22 protein-coding genes and 1 tRNA gene are annotated in these 13941 nt (G+C 65.3%); 9 read left to right on the top strand and 14 right to left on the bottom strand.

Translation table 11 applies throughout. The features are described 5' to 3' along the window. The first annotated feature begins 148 nt into the window (after window positions 1-148). From C1926_RS02590 to C1926_RS02580, 3 genes are all read left to right on the top strand, one after another. Window positions 149-610, top strand: a complete 462-nt coding sequence (locus C1926_RS02590) for a pilin (protein ID WP_108758160.1) — start codon at window positions 149-151, stop codon at window positions 608-610. A gap of 80 nt (window positions 611-690) precedes the next feature. Then, a complete protein-coding gene (locus tag C1926_RS02585; RefSeq protein ID WP_108758159.1) occupies window positions 691-1146 on the top strand; it encodes a pilin in 456 nt (151 codons plus the stop codon). A gap of 125 nt (window positions 1147-1271) precedes the next feature. Then, window positions 1272-1814: a response regulator transcription factor gene (locus tag C1926_RS02580; protein ID WP_108758158.1), complete on the top strand. Its 543-nt coding sequence runs from the start codon at window positions 1272-1274 to the stop codon at window positions 1812-1814. On the opposite strand, the gene C1926_RS02575 is transcribed toward C1926_RS02580, so the two are convergent. After that, window positions 1783-2040 (bottom strand): hypothetical protein, encoded by a 258-nt coding sequence (locus C1926_RS02575; RefSeq protein ID WP_108758157.1) that lies wholly within the window; start codon window positions 2038-2040, stop codon window positions 1783-1785. The two genes, C1926_RS02580 and C1926_RS02575, sit on opposite strands and share 32 nt — an antisense overlap. Window positions 2041-2436: 396 nt before the next feature. Between C1926_RS02575 and C1926_RS02570 the strand changes: the two genes are divergently transcribed. The 5 genes from C1926_RS02570 to C1926_RS02550 all read left to right on the top strand — a co-directional run bounded on the left by C1926_RS02570 (window position 2437) and on the right by C1926_RS02550 (window position 4761). Further along, window positions 2437-2712 carry a hypothetical protein gene (locus C1926_RS02570; protein ID WP_108760612.1) on the top strand — a complete coding sequence of 92 codons (276 nt, stop codon included), beginning with the start codon at window positions 2437-2439 and terminating at the stop codon, window positions 2710-2712. A 9-nt stretch (window positions 2713-2721) separates the two neighbouring features. After that, window positions 2722-2955 carry a DUF1653 domain-containing protein gene (locus C1926_RS02565; protein ID WP_108758156.1) on the top strand — a complete coding sequence of 78 codons (234 nt, stop codon included), beginning with the start codon at window positions 2722-2724 and terminating at the stop codon, window positions 2953-2955. Between the two features lie 72 nt (window positions 2956-3027). Beyond that, window positions 3028-3795 (top strand): transporter, encoded by a 768-nt coding sequence (locus tag C1926_RS02560; protein WP_108758155.1) that lies wholly within the window; start codon window positions 3028-3030, stop codon window positions 3793-3795. 47 nt (window positions 3796-3842) lie between these two features. Continuing rightward, entirely contained in the window at window positions 3843-4415 is a 573-nt protein-coding gene (locus C1926_RS02555) for a TetR/AcrR family transcriptional regulator (protein WP_108758154.1), read from the top strand. 13 nt (window positions 4416-4428) lie between these two features. Further along, window positions 4429-4761 (top strand): SMR family transporter, encoded by a 333-nt coding sequence (locus C1926_RS02550; RefSeq protein WP_108758153.1) that lies wholly within the window; start codon window positions 4429-4431, stop codon window positions 4759-4761. A gap of 32 nt (window positions 4762-4793) precedes the next feature. Here C1926_RS02550 and C1926_RS02545 read toward each other — a convergent pair whose 3' ends face one another. Both C1926_RS02545 and C1926_RS02540 read right to left on the bottom strand, forming a co-directional pair. After that, window positions 4794-4967, bottom strand: coding sequence for a DUF1328 domain-containing protein (locus C1926_RS02545; RefSeq protein WP_108758152.1), 174 nt, complete (start codon window positions 4965-4967; stop codon window positions 4794-4796). Window positions 4968-5064: 97 nt separating this feature from the next. Further along, on the bottom strand, window positions 5065-5703 hold the full coding sequence (locus C1926_RS02540) for a LysE family translocator (RefSeq protein WP_108758151.1): 639 nt from the start codon (window positions 5701-5703) through the stop codon (window positions 5065-5067). Window positions 5704-5853: 150 nt separating this feature from the next. Here C1926_RS02540 and C1926_RS02535 point away from each other — a divergent pair, with 150 nt between their 5' ends. Continuing rightward, a complete protein-coding gene (locus C1926_RS02535; protein WP_108758150.1) occupies window positions 5854-6546 on the top strand; it encodes an aspartate/glutamate racemase family protein in 693 nt (230 codons plus the stop codon). Window positions 6547-6646: 100 nt separating this feature from the next. Here C1926_RS02535 and C1926_RS02530 read toward each other — a convergent pair whose 3' ends face one another. The 11 genes from C1926_RS02530 to infC form a co-directional block, all read right to left on the bottom strand. Further along, window positions 6647-7039, bottom strand: a complete 393-nt coding sequence (locus C1926_RS02530) for a hypothetical protein (RefSeq protein WP_108747073.1) — start codon at window positions 7037-7039, stop codon at window positions 6647-6649. A gap of 222 nt (window positions 7040-7261) precedes the next feature. Further along, window positions 7262-7573: a helix-turn-helix domain-containing protein gene (locus C1926_RS02525; RefSeq protein WP_079222584.1), complete on the bottom strand. Its 312-nt coding sequence runs from the start codon at window positions 7571-7573 to the stop codon at window positions 7262-7264. Next, complete coding sequence (locus C1926_RS21900; RefSeq protein ID WP_301554038.1) at window positions 7560-7691, bottom strand: hypothetical protein; 132 nt, start codon at window positions 7689-7691, stop codon at window positions 7560-7562. The genes C1926_RS02525 and C1926_RS21900 overlap by 14 nt, the downstream gene beginning before the upstream one ends. Window positions 7692-8085: 394 nt before the next feature. Next, a tRNA-Pro gene (locus tag C1926_RS02515) sits at window positions 8086-8162 on the bottom strand. A 68-nt stretch (window positions 8163-8230) separates the two neighbouring features. Continuing rightward, the gene (locus C1926_RS02510; protein ID WP_005410431.1) at window positions 8231-8587 is read right to left on the bottom strand and encodes a MerR family transcriptional regulator; all 357 of its coding nucleotides are present in this window, start codon (window positions 8585-8587) and stop codon (window positions 8231-8233) included. Then, on the bottom strand, window positions 8568-8867 hold the full coding sequence (locus C1926_RS02505) for an integration host factor subunit alpha (RefSeq protein ID WP_005410432.1): 300 nt from the start codon (window positions 8865-8867) through the stop codon (window positions 8568-8570). Before C1926_RS02505 ends, C1926_RS02510 begins: the two co-directional genes overlap by 20 nt. A 27-nt stretch (window positions 8868-8894) precedes the next feature. Further along, window positions 8895-11276, bottom strand: coding sequence for a phenylalanine--tRNA ligase subunit beta (pheT, locus tag C1926_RS02500; RefSeq protein ID WP_108758149.1), 2382 nt, complete (start codon window positions 11274-11276; stop codon window positions 8895-8897). An 83-nt stretch (window positions 11277-11359) separates the two neighbouring features. Further along, window positions 11360-12355, bottom strand: a complete 996-nt coding sequence (gene pheS / locus C1926_RS02495) for a phenylalanine--tRNA ligase subunit alpha (RefSeq protein WP_079222585.1) — start codon at window positions 12353-12355, stop codon at window positions 11360-11362. Between the two features lie 196 nt (window positions 12356-12551). Then, on the bottom strand, window positions 12552-12911 hold the full coding sequence (gene rplT, locus C1926_RS02490; protein WP_005410435.1) for a 50S ribosomal protein L20: 360 nt from the start codon (window positions 12909-12911) through the stop codon (window positions 12552-12554). Window positions 12912-12922: 11 nt separating this feature from the next. After that, complete coding sequence (gene rpmI, locus C1926_RS02485) at window positions 12923-13120, bottom strand: 50S ribosomal protein L35 (RefSeq protein ID WP_002811096.1); 198 nt, start codon at window positions 13118-13120, stop codon at window positions 12923-12925. Between the two features lie 266 nt (window positions 13121-13386). Next, a complete protein-coding gene (infC, locus tag C1926_RS02480) occupies window positions 13387-13914 on the bottom strand; it encodes a translation initiation factor IF-3 (RefSeq protein ID WP_075076340.1) in 528 nt (175 codons plus the stop codon). Window positions 13915-13941 lie beyond the last annotated feature (27 nt).

Here is a 13941-nt window from a genome sequence, read left to right as displayed (position 1 = left end):
AAAAATGGAACAGCTCGCAGATTGAAGTCCAATTTTCCCATTAATTGAATATACCCGGAAAGACGCCCGTGATTATCTATCGCCACGCCACGAAGTACGAATTATCGCGGCCACTTCGATGAATAACCCACGTCACTGAGAAAGAAAAATGGACACCTCCCGTTTCCGCGCACACCGCGCACCCCGCATAAACTCCCGACAGAAAGGCTTCTCGCTCATTGAGCTGATGGTGGTCGTGGCGATCATTGGCATCCTGGCGATGATTGCGCTGCCGCAGTACCAGAAGTTCTCGACCAAGTCGAAGGTGGCTGCTGCCCTTGCCGAACTGGCGAGCGGCAAGGTTGGCGTTGAGGCACTCCTCGCTGAGGGTGCCAAGCTCACAGGTATCGATGCAGCAGCGCTTGGCATGCCGGTGGTCTCGCAGAGATGCACAAGTTTCGATGTCAGCGTAAGTGACACCGGCGAGAGCAGTCTGGTTTGCCACCTGACGGACGATGCAACGTACGGCAAAAGCCAGACGTTGAGCCTGGAGCGGAGCGAGCAGGGTCGCTGGACTTGCTCAAGCTCGATCTATGAGCAGACGGTGTTGCCGGAAGGTTGCAAGGTCTGATCCTTTGAATGCAGGGGCGGCGCTATGCACAAGGAAGTGCGTCGCCTGCTTCCTCTCATGCCAGCAAGAAGGAGTCCATCATGACGACCAAGCATGAAGCGCGCAGCACATCACCTGTCCCGTCCCAACACGGATTCTCACTCATCGAGCTGATGGTCGTGGTCGCAATCATTGCCATACTGGGAATGATCGCGCTGCCGCAATACCAGAAATTCGCAACAAGGGCGAAGTATTCCGCCGCACTTGCGGAGATCGCACCCGGCAAAGCGGGTGTCGAGGTACTGTTTGCGGAAGGGGAACCGGGTCGAACGATACAGCCATCCAACATCGGCCTTGAACTCAGCACCTCCAATTGTGAGCGCATCACAACTGAGCTGGATGATTTCAACTACCCCACACGGGTGGAAATCATCTGCGAGCTGGCTTGGTCACTCTCGCCAGACACGATCTCGCTCGTTAGAGAACACACCGGCGAGTGGCGCTGCACGAGCAACATCTACAACAAAAGTCTGTTGCCTGAGGTCTGCCGGGCGTAAGCAAGCGCGGCGTTCCATCGGCCAACGCCCTGGAATCGGCGAGACATGTCCCAGCGCAACGCATCTCGGCCTTCCTGAGCAGCGCACTCATTGCAGATGGAGAACCAGCAACCGGATACCTGCACATGCGGACACCGAACCGTCTCTCGCGCATCACCCACTACGCCCACATGTCCGCCACACCCGCCGCCAACGACGATCGGTTTACCCCGGAATGCCCCGTTGCCATCACCCCCAGGCTGTACGGCCACGCCCACGCCCTGGTCATCGCAGATGCAAACCCCTGGGTCCGCAGCGAGCTCGTCCTCGGCATTTTCCCGCACCTGCAGGGTCAGGCTCCCCGCGAAGCCCGCTCACCGTCGGAAGTACTGGCACGGATTTCCGACCCGACCTGCAAAGTGCTGGTCATCGACCCCTTCATGCCTACCATTGGCCAAAGCGATGGCATTCCCCTGCTGCGGCGCATCTGCTGCCTGCGCCGCGACCTGCTCATCCTGGTGCTGGCCGAGGACCCGCAGCGACTGCTGCAGGACAGGGCTCTGCCGGGGCGGATCGAACACGTCCACGCCAAGACCGTCAGCCGAGCGTGGCTCTGGCGTTTCATTACCCCGGCGCTGAGCCGGGATGCGGCTGGCGTCACGCCGCTGGCGCAGGATGCAGCTCCGTAACCTGCACCGGCGCGACAGCCACCGCCTGGAAACGCACGGCGTCGATGCTGTTGCCCAGCGCTTCCACGCGCACGATGCTTTCCTGCCCGGTGCGGCGATAGTGATCCCCGGCCCGCTCGACGGCGGTATCGAAGGCGGCAGCCCCCGAACAGAACGCTTCGGCGCTGCCCGCAGCGGGATCCAGCAGCGACCACTGGGCGGCACTGCATTTGACGGTAATGACCATGACGGACTCCTGTGGTGGAAGACGCAGGGGCCAGAGGCCGTCTGCTGATGCCATCCACCCTAGTCAGCCGGTGAGGGGAGGCCTATCAGATAAGTACGAAAAATCCGCACTGAGCTGTCAGAACGCCACCCCCATCACATCTATGAGTCCGTTTAGTGAAGGATTTGCGTGACCCTTGTCACGAAGTCAGGCTGGCTTCACACTGTCGTCACTAACAGGGGCCCCTTCCACATGCGCACCTCGCTTCCGCTGCAGCGTTCGACCTTGCTGAAGTTCTACTTCGTGGCCAGCTATCTGATCCTGCTTGAGGAGCTGGTCCGCGCCAGCATCAGCTGAGCGCTTGTTGCCGGCGCGGAAGCCGCCGACACTGAGGCCTCCGGACCCGAGGCCATGCCGATGAAGACTGCCCTTCTGCCGGTGCTGCTGGTGCTGGCATTGAGTGCCTGCGCACAGCCCGAACCCGCGCCCGCCCGGGATGCCGCCGCCGCCGCGCCCGCGGTCGGCGGTGATCGCGACGCCCACGGCTGCATCGGTTCGGCCGGCTACCAATGGTGCCAGCGCAGCGGGCGCTGCGAGCGGCCATGGGAGCTGGCCCAGGCCCAGGGCCTGGCCAACACCGCCGAGGCCATTGATGCCTGGTGCGCGCTGCCGCCCACGCCCGCGCGGAAGTAGAATTCCCGGATGTCCGCCCTCAGCCCCCTGCCCCGCCTCGAGCCGGGCCGTTACCGCCATTTCAAGGGCGGTCTGTACGAAGTGATCGATATCGTGCGCAGCAGCGAAACCCTGCAACCGCAGGTGCTGTACCGCGCCCTCTACGGCGAAGGTGGCCTGTGGGTACGCCCGTACGCCATGTTCGTCGAGCAGGTGCCCGGCGAGCACGGCCCGCAGCCGCGCTTCGCCCGCATCGACGACTGACGCCCGCGTTCACGGCGCCCCGACGCGCGGCCCGCGCATGCTCGGCAACACCCCTCGAGCTCGTCGGCCAGCATGCGCCAGTGCATCGTTCTGTTCGGGCTTTCCATGGCCTGCCTGTCCGCATGGGCAGAGCCACCGTCCGCCCCGCCCGCCTTTGATCGGCCCGGCCTCGGCTTCAGCACCGACACGGTAGGCCGTGGCGCCGTCGCGCTGGAGTTCGGGCTTCCTTCCTACCTGCGAGAAACCGACGCCGAGGGCGTGCGCAGCACGACCTTGTCCGGCGATGCGCTGCTGCGCACCGGCTTGGCGCCCGGCCTGGAACTGCAGGTGTCGGGCACACCGTGGAATCGCCAGCGCCTGCGCGCGCCAGATGGCGAGGACACCCGCCTGCGCGGGGCGGGCGACAGCAGCGTCGGCGTGAAGTGGGCCGGCCCCGGCAGCAATGACCGGACCGCATGGGCGGTGCTGGCCACGGCCGTGGTGGCGCGCGGCGACGCAGCGTTCAGCGACGGCCGGCAGTACACACTCGCGGCCAGCGTGGAGCAGACCCTGACCGATCGATGGAGCCTGGGGCTGTTTGCCGAGCATCAGCGCGGCGCGGGCCAACGCACGACCACGTGGGCGCCCAGCCTGTCGCTGCAGGCCACCCCGACGGTGTCCACCTATCTGGAAGCAGGCTTCTTCGACGTCAGCGATGCGCCCGACCAGACGCTGGCAGGGGCGGGCCTGAGCTGGCAGGTGCGTCCGGGCGTCCAGCTGGATATCTCGTTCGACGTCGGCCTGGACGATGACAGCCCGGACCTGCAGATGGCCAGCGGACTTTCGGTCTACCTGGACTGAGCCGCGGCTGCGCTACAATCATACCGTCCAGTCGGTTTCCTTCATTCATGTCCGCATCCCCCACCCTCACCCGCCGCAAGGCGCCCGAAGCCGTGCGCCAGGCCCTGCTCGACGCGACCGCCCGCGTGATCGGCCAGGGCGGGCTTGCTGCGCTGACCGTGCAGGACGTCGCCCGTGCCGCTGGCGTCAGCAAGGGCGCCCTGTTCCATCACTTCAGCAGCAAACAGGCGCTGCTGGACGCAACGCTGACCGCGCTGGTTTCTGCGTTCGAGCAGGACCTGCGCGCGCACATGCTGCAGGCGCCGCCCGGCCATGGCTGCTTCACCCGTGCCTACGTCGAGGTGAGCTTCAACCACCTGCTGCAGCAGACCCAGGACAACGATATCGGCCTGACCATGGCCAACCTGCTGGAACCGGCCATGCTGGCGCACTGGCGCGAATGGATGCGCGGCATGCTGGCCGAGTTCCCCGGCGAGGCCACCGACCCGCGACTGTACGCGGCGCGCTGCGCTGCCGACGGCTACTGGGCTACGGCCTATGGCCGCCCGCTGGATGAGGAAGAACGGCGCAATGCGCTGGCCATGGCGGGCGAAGCTCTGAAACTGTGCATGCCCGGCTGACCTGGAGCCCGCGATGAATCCTTATGCCTACCTGGCCGCCGCCATCGCGCTGGAGGTGATCGCCACCTCGCTGCTGAAAGCGTCCGAGGGGATGAGCCGGATCGCGCCCACGCTGGGTGCGCTGGCCTGCTACGGCGTGTGCTTCTACCTGCTGGCGCTCACGATGAAATCGATCCCCACCGGCATCGCCTATGCGATCTGGTCCGGCGTGGGCATCGTGCTGATTTCGCTGATCGGCCTGCTGGTGTTCAAGCAGCGCCTGGACACGCCGGCGCTGATCGGCATCGGCCTGATCTGCGCGGGTGTGCTGGTCATCAATCTGTTCTCGAAAAGCAGCGCGCACTGAGCGCGCTGCCGCCGGCCACCTGGGGCAGGCTGTCAGGCGACCTTTTTGGCCACGCTCCTGCCGATCAGGAACAGGATCACCGCGATGATGATGCCCGCCCAGAACAGGAACTTGGCGATGCCGACTGCGGCACCGGCGATGCCGCCGAAACCGAGCACGCCGGCAATGAGGCCGATGACGGCAAAAATGATGGCCCACTTGATCATGTCGATCCTTTCCCCACAGGGACTAATAACGGTGAGATCAGGTTAGGCAGGCGCCGATGCGGGTGCCGTGAGTGCGCCGCGCGCGCGGCGTGAACGTTCAGCGCGGGCGGAAGCGCAGCAGCGCGACAGCGAACGCGAGGAACACGCTGCCCACCAGCCGTTCGAACCAGCGCTGCGCGAAGGGCTTGGCCAACCAACGGCGCAGGCTGTGCCCGCCCGCGGCATACATCACGTACCAGAACAGTTCGCACGCGGCGAAAGTGGCCACCAGCACCGTGTACTGCAGGCCCTGCGCACGCGCGGGATCGACGAACTGCGGCAGGAATGCGGCGGCGAACAGCAGCAGCTTCGGGTTGCTCAGCCCGACCAGCAGGCCACCGCGGAAGACCGACCACGCACCGTGCACCGGCGCCAGCAGCGGCTCGCTTCCGGTGCCCGTCGCGACAGGACGGCAGCTGTCGCGCCAGGCCTTGATGCCCAGCCAGGCCAGATACGCCACGCCCAGGTAACGCAGCACTTCGAACAACATTGGCGAGGAGCGCAGCAACGCGCTCAGGCCAGCAGCCGAAGCGACCAGCACCAGCAGCATGGCCAACAGGCAGCCGGCCATGGCCGGCACGCTGCGGCGGAAACCCAGCCCGACGCTGCGGCCCAGGATATGCAGCATGTTCGGGCCCGGCGTGCCGCACAGCACGAAGACCGTGGCCAGGAACCACCACCAGGTATGCAGGGCCATTGTTGTTCTCGACGCGGGGAGCCCACCAGCTTACGGGCTGGCGGCGCACCGCGGTACGTACAGCGCGGGCCACGAATGACGGTTACAGATGACGCCCTGCACGCGGCCACCGGTCTGTGCTGGAATGGCGGTTCCAGCATGGAGATACGCATGAAGACCCTGGGCCTGATCGGCGGCATGAGCTGGGAAAGTTCGGCGCAGTACTACCGCCTCATCAACGAGGATGTCCGCCAGCGACTGGGGGGCGCGCATTCGGCGCAGCTGCTGCTGTGGTCGGTGGATTTCGCCCACATCAAGCAGTTGCAGCACGACGGCGACTGGGACGCGCTGGGCACGGAAATGATCGATGCCGCGCGCCGCCTGCAGGCCGGTGGCGCCGACCTGCTGGTGGTCTGCACCAACACCATGCACAAGCTGGCCCCGCAGATGGAAGCCGCCTGCCCGCTGCCGCTGCTGCATATTGCCGACCCGACCGCCCAGGCGATCCTGCAGGCGGGCCTGCGCACGGTCGGCCTGCTCGGCACCGCCTTCACCATGGAAGAGGACTTCTACCGTGGGCGGCTGAGCGATCGTTTCGGGCTGGAGGTACTGGTGCCCGACGCCGACGACCGCCGCGACGTGCACGACATCATCTACCGCGAACTGATTGCAGGCGTGGTCAGCGAAGCTTCGCGGCAGGTGTACGTGGACGTGATCGCGCGACTGGTCGCCCGTGGCGCCGAGGCGATCATCCTGGGCTGCACCGAGATCATGCTGCTGGTACGTGAGCAGGACAGTCCGGTGCCGCTGTTCGACACCACCACCCTGCACGCACGCGCCGCCGTGGATGCCGCACTGGCGTAGGGGTCGGATCCCTTCGCAACGCGAAGGGCTCTGACCCCGCACGGATGCATGACCCTGGGGTCAGAGCCCTTCGCTGGGCGAAGGGATCTGACCCCGCATTTCAGCCTTCGCGTATTTCCAGCGCGGTCACCAGCCACTCGACCACCGCCGGCGAATCGCACAGGAAGAACACGGCATCACCACTGCGCGCCTCGCTGAGCAGGCGGTACACGCTGATGGCCGCGGCGGCCTGGTTGGCAATGAACACTTCGCCGCTGCGAGGCCCTTCAACCTGCCGCGACTCGCGCTGCAACGCTTGGCGAGCGGCAACGGTTTCGGCCGGCTCGGCCTCGCGGCTGAGATCCTCGCCACGCAGGCCCCATGAAACAAAGACGCGCTTTTCCTTGAACGTGGTGTCCAGGACGCGGACGCCGTCCGTGCCTGCGTCGGCCGAACGATGAATGACGGTACTGCTGATCAACGCAACCCCCTGTGGTCGTCGTGGTCCGCGCATCGTCCTGCACGCCCGCCGCAACCGCCGGTGGCGGGTGCGAGGAGAATGCCGATGCAATCGGATGTGCGCCGATGATAAGGGAAGTACCGGACCGTATGGGCTGCGGGCCTGAACGCCCGGTATCGCACACCCTCGGTAGAGTCGAGCTTGCTCGACTGCGCCACTGCAACGTTGTGGCTGCAGACGAAGCCCGCCTACCGGCGGGCTTCGTGATTCGACAACTCAGACTGCCAGCGCCTCATGCACTGCATCTGGACGCAACGCCGCGATCTTCAGAAGCGTTTTTGCGGCGCCGGATGGCTCGCGACGACCCTGCTCCCAGTCTTGAAACGTACGTACCGATACGCCGAGCATTCCGGCAAACTGCGCCTGGGACATGCCAAGCCGCTGACGCGCCTCTGCAGCAATGGACACAGGCACCATATTCACAGCACCCACTTTGCCAGCCTTCACCGAGCGAACAGCCTCCAGCAGCTCTGCGCCAATATTTCGGCCAGCATCACGGGCTTCTCGTTCTTTCTTATTCATCGGCATGGCAAAGCTCCTCCGCCAGTTCGCGCAGGATGTGCGCGGGAATATCCTCTGTGGTGCCTTTTCCGTAAATGGTGAGTGCCACTACAGCTCCATTTGCCAAGCGCAGGGTATAGATCACTCTCACTCCTCCACGCTTGCCTCTGCCATCACCCGACCAACGCACCTTCCGACATCCACCAGAGCCTGGGATCACGTCCCCCGCCTCTGGGGTTCCGGCAATGTAGGCAACAAAATCGCTGTGCTGTTCGGCCGTCCAATAGTCGGGCCAATACCTGCTGAACAGTGGGGACTCGATCACGGTCAGTAGCGACATGTCACAACTATACGGCAGAGCCGTATAGATCACAAGTGCCTGCGGACCAAGGACCCTGCCAGAGAACCCCTGTGATGACGCGGCCTGTCAGCTAGAGTCGAGCTTGCTCGACCGCCTCGAAGATGAGTCGAGCAAGCTCGACTCTACAAACAACAAAAAAGCCCACGCATCGCTGCGCAGGCTTTCTGTTTCATCACAGTGGTCGGGACGGCCGGATTCGAACCGACGACCCTCTGCCCCCCAGGCAGATGCGCTACCAGGCTGCGCTACGCCCCGACTGATGCTGCGATGTACCCGCCAGTGCGGCGGGCCGTGAAGTATAGCGGATTACGCGGGGTTTTGGATCACCGGCGAAGCAATTGCAGCACTTCTTCCAGCTCCATGCGTACCTGCTTGATGATCTGGTTGCTCAGCGCCGATTCCTCGCGTGCATCCGGACCATCCAGGCGCAGGCGCGCGCCGCCGATGGTGTAACCCTGTTCGTACAGCAGGCTGCGGATCTGCCGCACCATCAGCACGTCGTGGCGCTGGTAGTAGCGGCGGTTGCCACGGCGCTTGGCCGGCTCAAGGCTGGGAAACTCGGTTTCCCAGTAGCGCAGCACGTGCGGCTTGACGTCGCACAGCTCGCTTACCTCACCAATGGTGAAGTAGCGCTTGGCCGGGATCGGCGGTAGTTCGCGGTTACTGCCCGGATCCAGCATAAGCTTCCACCCTCTCCTTGAGCTTCTGGCCCGGACGGAAGGTGACCACCGTACGGGCGGAAATCGGAATTTCCTCGCCGGTCTTGGGGTTGCGACCCGGGCGCTGGTTCTTGCGCCGCAGGTCGAAATTACCGAAGCCGGACAGCTTCACCTGACGTCCCTGTTCCAACGCTTCACGCAGCACATCGAAGAACGCGTCGACGAATTCCTTGGCTTCCCGCTTGTTCAGACCGACTTCGTCGAACAGCTTTTCCGCCATCTCCGCCTTGGTCAATGCCATTGCCTGCTACCCCTGAGTGCTTCCCGCTCAGCCGCGGATCCGGGCGTGGTGTTCACGCTCGATCGCAGTGACCGCCTCGGCCACCACCGCTTCCACGTCGCGGTCCGTCAGAGTGCGCGACTTGTCCTGCAAAATCAAGCCCATAGCGAGACTCTTGAACCCAGGCTCGACCCCCTGGCCGACGTAACGGTCGAACAGGTTCAGCTCGCGCAGCAGCGGGCCAGCGGCCTGCCGGATGGTCGCGGCCAGGTCGCTCCAGGCCACCTGCTCAGGCACCAGGAACGCCAGGTCGCGGCGCACCGCCGGGAAGCGCGACAGCTCGCCGGCACGCGGCAGCGCACGGGCGGACAGTGCCTCCAGGTCCAGCTCGAAGGCATAGACGTCAGCCTCGATGTCCATGGCCTTGGCCAGGCGCGGATGGATCTGGCCGATCCAGCCGATCACCACGCCATCGCGGTACACCTCGGCCGAACGGGCCGGGTGGCCGAAGGCACGGGTGGAGGGGCGGAATTCGAGCACGGCACCGCTGGCGGCGGCCAACGATTCCAGGTCGCCCTTCAGGTCATGGAAATCGACCTTGCGGGTCGGCAGGCCCCACTGCACGGACTGCGCATCGCCACAGATGGCGGCCGCCACGCGCGGGGTTTCCAGCGGTGCCGGCTGGCCTTCGCCAGCCTGCTGGGCGAACACCCGGCCCACTTCGAACAGGCGCACGCGGGCCAGCTGGCGGGCGGCATTGCGGCCCAGGGTGGCGACCAGGCCCGGCAGCAGCGCCGGGCGCATCACCGCCAGCTCGGCCGACAGCGGGTTGGCCAGCGGCACCAGGTTGTCGCGCAGCTGCCACTGGGTCAGCAGCGCATCATCGACGAAGGCGAAATTCAGGGTTTCCTGCAGATCGCGGGCGATCAGCTGGCGGCGCACGCTGAGCACATCCAGCTGGGTCTCGGTCGGCATCGCCACGCGCGCCGCGCCACCCGGCAGGGTGGTCGGGATCTGCTCGTAGCCGTGGATGCGCGCCAGTTCCTCGATCAGGTCTTCTTCGATGGCGATATCGAAGCGACGGCTCGGCGCGGTCACCTGCCAGCCTTCGCCGGCAGCAGTCACGCCCATGCCCAGCGCGCGCAGGATGCGTTCGACCTCGGCATCTTCGATGGTGATGCCCAGCACGCGGGTGATGCGGGCACGACGCAGGGTGATCGTTGCCGCCTGCGGCAGATCGGCCTCACGCACGGCCTCGGTGACCGGCGCCGGGGTACCGCCGGCCAGGTCCAGCACCAGGCGGGTGGCGTATTCGATGGCGGTACGCGGCAGCGCCGGATCAACACCACGCTCGAAGCGGTGGCCGGCATCGGTGTGCAGGCCCAGCTTGCGGCCACGGCCCATGATGGCGGCCGGCGCGAAGTGCGCAGCCTCCAGGAACACGGCGGTGGTGTCGTCGGTGACGCGGGTATCGAAGCCGCCCATCAGGCCGGCCAGGCCGACGGCACGGTCGGCGTCGGTCACCACCAGGAAGCTGTCGTCCAGCACCGCATCGCGGCCGTCCAGCAGCTTGATCGCTTCGCCGGCGCGCGAACGGCGCACGGCGATGCTGCCCTGCAGGGTGCCCAGGTCATAGGCGTGCATCGGCTGGCCCAGTTCCAGCATCACGTACTGGGTGATGTCGACCAGCAGCGACACCGGGCGCACGCCGCTGCGGCGCAGGCGCTCGGCCATCCACAGCGGGGTCTTGGCGGCGGCGTTGACGCCCTCGATGACACGGCCCAGGTAACGCGGCGCTTCGGCGCCGGCGTCGAGCTGGATGGACAGCTCGCGGCTGCCGACCGCCGCAATGGCGTCGGCGGCGAAATCCAGCACTTCGCTGCGGGTGGCCGCGGCCACGTCGTAGGCGATGCCGCGCACGCTGAAGCAGTCGGCGCGGTTGGGGGTCAGCTTGATCTCGATGCTGGCGTCGGGCAGGCCGAGGTATTCAACCAGGGTCTGGCCGACCGGCGCATCCTCAGGCAGCTCCAGCAGGCCCGAGGCATCGGTGTCCAGGCCCAGCTCCTTGGCCGAACACAGCATGCCGTTGGATTCGACGCCGCGCAGCTTGGCCGGCTTGATCTTCAGGTCGCCAATCTGCGCGCCGACCATGGCCAGCGGCGCGACCAGGCCCGGGCGCGCATTGGGCGCACCGCAGACGATCTGCAGCAGTTCGCCCTGCCCTGCATCGACCTTGCACACCTGCAGGCGGTCGGCTTCGGGATGGCGCACGGCCTCGACGATGCGTGCCACGACCACGTGCTGCAGGCCGTTGCCGAGCGCGGTCACTTCTTCCACTTCCAGGCCGATGGCGGTCAGCACCGCGCTCAGTTCATCGCGCGAGGCGGAGGTCGGGACGTGGCTGCGCAGCCAGTTTTCGGAGAATTTCATGGGGTCACCCTGGTGGGCCCGGCGCATGCGCCTGGGCCTGCGTTGTTGAGTCCGCCGGGCGTTGCCCGGCGCTACCTGGTCCGTTACGCGAACTGCTTCAGGAACCGCACGTCGTTCTCGAAGAACGCGCGCAGGTCGTTGACGCCGTAACGCAGCATCGCGAAGCGCTCCACGCCCAGCCCGAAGGCGAAGCCGGTGTAGCGTTCCGGATCGATGCCGACGTTGCGCAGCACGTTCGGGTGGACCATGCCGCAGCCGAGCACTTCCAGCCAGCGGGTGCTGCCGTCGGGCTGCTGCCAGGCGATGTCCACTTCCGCGCCGGGTTCGACGAACGGGAAGTAGCTGGGGCGGAAGCGCATTTCGAAATCGCGCTCGAAGAAGGCACGCACGAACTCGGCCAGCGTGCCCTTCAGGTCGGCGAAGGTGGAATGCTCATCCACCAGCAGGCCTTCGACCTGGTGGAACATCGGCGAATGGGTCTGGTCGCTGTCGCTGCGGTACACCTTGCCGGCGGCGATCATGCGCAGCGGCGGCTGGTGCTCGCCCATGTAGCGCACCTGCACACCGGAGGTATGCGTGCGCAGCAGGCGGCCGTCGCCGAAGTAGAAGGTGTCGTGCATGGCGCGCGCCGGGTGGTGCGGCGGGAAGTTCAGCGCCTCGAAGTTGTGCCAGTCGTCCTCGATCTCCGGACCTTCGGACAGCTCGTAGCCCAGCCGGCCGAAGATGCCGGTGATGCGTTCCAGGGTGCGGGTGATCGGATGCAGGCCGGCGCGGTCGCCGTTGCGGCCCGGCAGGGTGATGTCGATCGCTTCGGCGGCCAGGCGCGCATCCAGTGCGGCGTTTTCCAGCACGGCCTTGCGCTCGCCCAGCGCGCTGGACAGCGCGTCACGGGCCTGGTTGATGGCTTCACCGGCGGCCTTGCGCTCGTCGGCCGGCAGGGTGCCGAGCTGCTTGAGCTGGGCGGTGATGCTGCCGCTCTTGCCGAGCAGGGCCACGCGCAGCTGTTCCAGCACGTCGGGGCTCTGTGCGGCGGCCACATCGGCCAGCGCCTGGGTGGTGAGGGATTGGATGTCGCTCATGGGGGGCCGGAACTCCAGTCGGTCTGCCATCGCGATGCGCGAAGGGCCGACCCCTGTCGCCACCGCCGGTCCCCGCACCGCGCGCCTGCGGCGTTGCCGGGACCCAAAAAAGAATGGGGAAGGACTTGCGCCCTTCCCCATGCATTGCCTCTACCTGACACCGTTCCCGTTGAACGGCAACGGCATCGGGAAGGACTTATGCCGCCAGTGCGCCCTTGGCCTTTTCGGCCAGTGCAGCAAAACCAGCTGCGTCGTGCACGGCGATATCAGCCAGGACCTTGCGGTCCAGGGTGATGCCGGCCTTCAGCAGGCCGTTCATGAAGCGGCTGTAGCTCAGGCCGTTGATGCGGGCAGCCGCATTGATACGGGTGATCCACAGCGAACGGAAGTTGCGCTTCTTCTGCTTACGGCCGATGTAGGCGTACTGCTGTGCCTTGATGACCGCCTGCTTGGCGACGCGGAAGACCTTGCGACGGGCATTGTAGTAGCCCTTCGCCAGATCAAGGATTTTCTTGTGGCGGCGACGCGCCTGTACGCCACGCTTAACTCGTGCCATTTTTCAGTTCCTCAGAGGTAAGGGAGCATGCGGTCCAGACGGCCGGCGTCTTCTGCGCGGACGTGGTTCGTCTGACGCAGGTTACGCTTACGCTTGGTCGCTTTCTTCGTGAGGATGTGGCTACGGTTGGCGTGGCCGCACTTGTACTTGCCCGAGGCGGTCTTGCGGAAACGCTTGGCCGCTGCCCGGTTGGTCTTGATCTTGGGCATTGCAATGTCCTTGATGGGATATGACCCTGGTTTCTGACTGATCTGGCGGTGGCTTCAGCCACTCTTTCCGTCCTGCCATGATCGGCGTACGACCCGTCCTGGGTGGGTCGAGCCGGGCATGATACAGGCAAAACCGCCCTGCCACCAGCCCCTGCGACCCTTTCCGGCATGAATTACCGGGATACCGCAAAAGCAAAGGGACGCCCGTGGCGTCCCTTTACCCTGAACCATTCAGCCAGGCGCCCCGGAAGGCGGCCCGTCAGGCTTCAGGTCTTCTTCTTCGGCGCGATCATCATGACCATCTGACGCCCTTCCAGGCGCGGACGGGATTCGATGACGATGTCCTCGCCCAGATCGGTCTCGATCCGGTTGGCCATCTCGCGACCCAGTTCCTGGTGGCTCATTTCACGGCCACGGAAGCGGATGTTGACCTTGATCTTGTCGCCTTCCTCAAGGAAACCGCGCATCTTGCGCAGCTTGATCTGGTAGTCGCCCTCGTCCGTGACCGGACGGAACTTCACTTCCTTGATCTCGACCTGCTTGGTCTTCTTCTTGGCCTCGCTGGCCTTCTTCTGCGCTTCGAACTTGAACTTGCCGAAATCCATGATCTTGCAGACCGGCGGATCGGCCTGCGGCTGGATTTCAACCAGGTCCAGGCCTTCATCTTCGGCCATGGACAGCGCTTCGTCGCGCGACAACACGCCGATCATTTCTCCGTCACTGCCGATCACGCGGACGCGCGGCACACGGATTTCCTGATTCTTGCGGTTCTGTTTGTTGTCAGGGGTGCTGATATTACGTTCTCCCAAGGGTATCGAACC

The organism is Stenotrophomonas sp. ZAC14A_NAIMI4_1 (assembly GCF_003086915.1).
In the GTDB taxonomy this organism is placed as follows: Bacteria; Pseudomonadota; Gammaproteobacteria; order Xanthomonadales; family Xanthomonadaceae; genus Stenotrophomonas.
The sequence above is the reverse complement of the archived record's forward strand: the minus strand, read 5'-3'. Positions and strand labels throughout refer to the sequence as shown.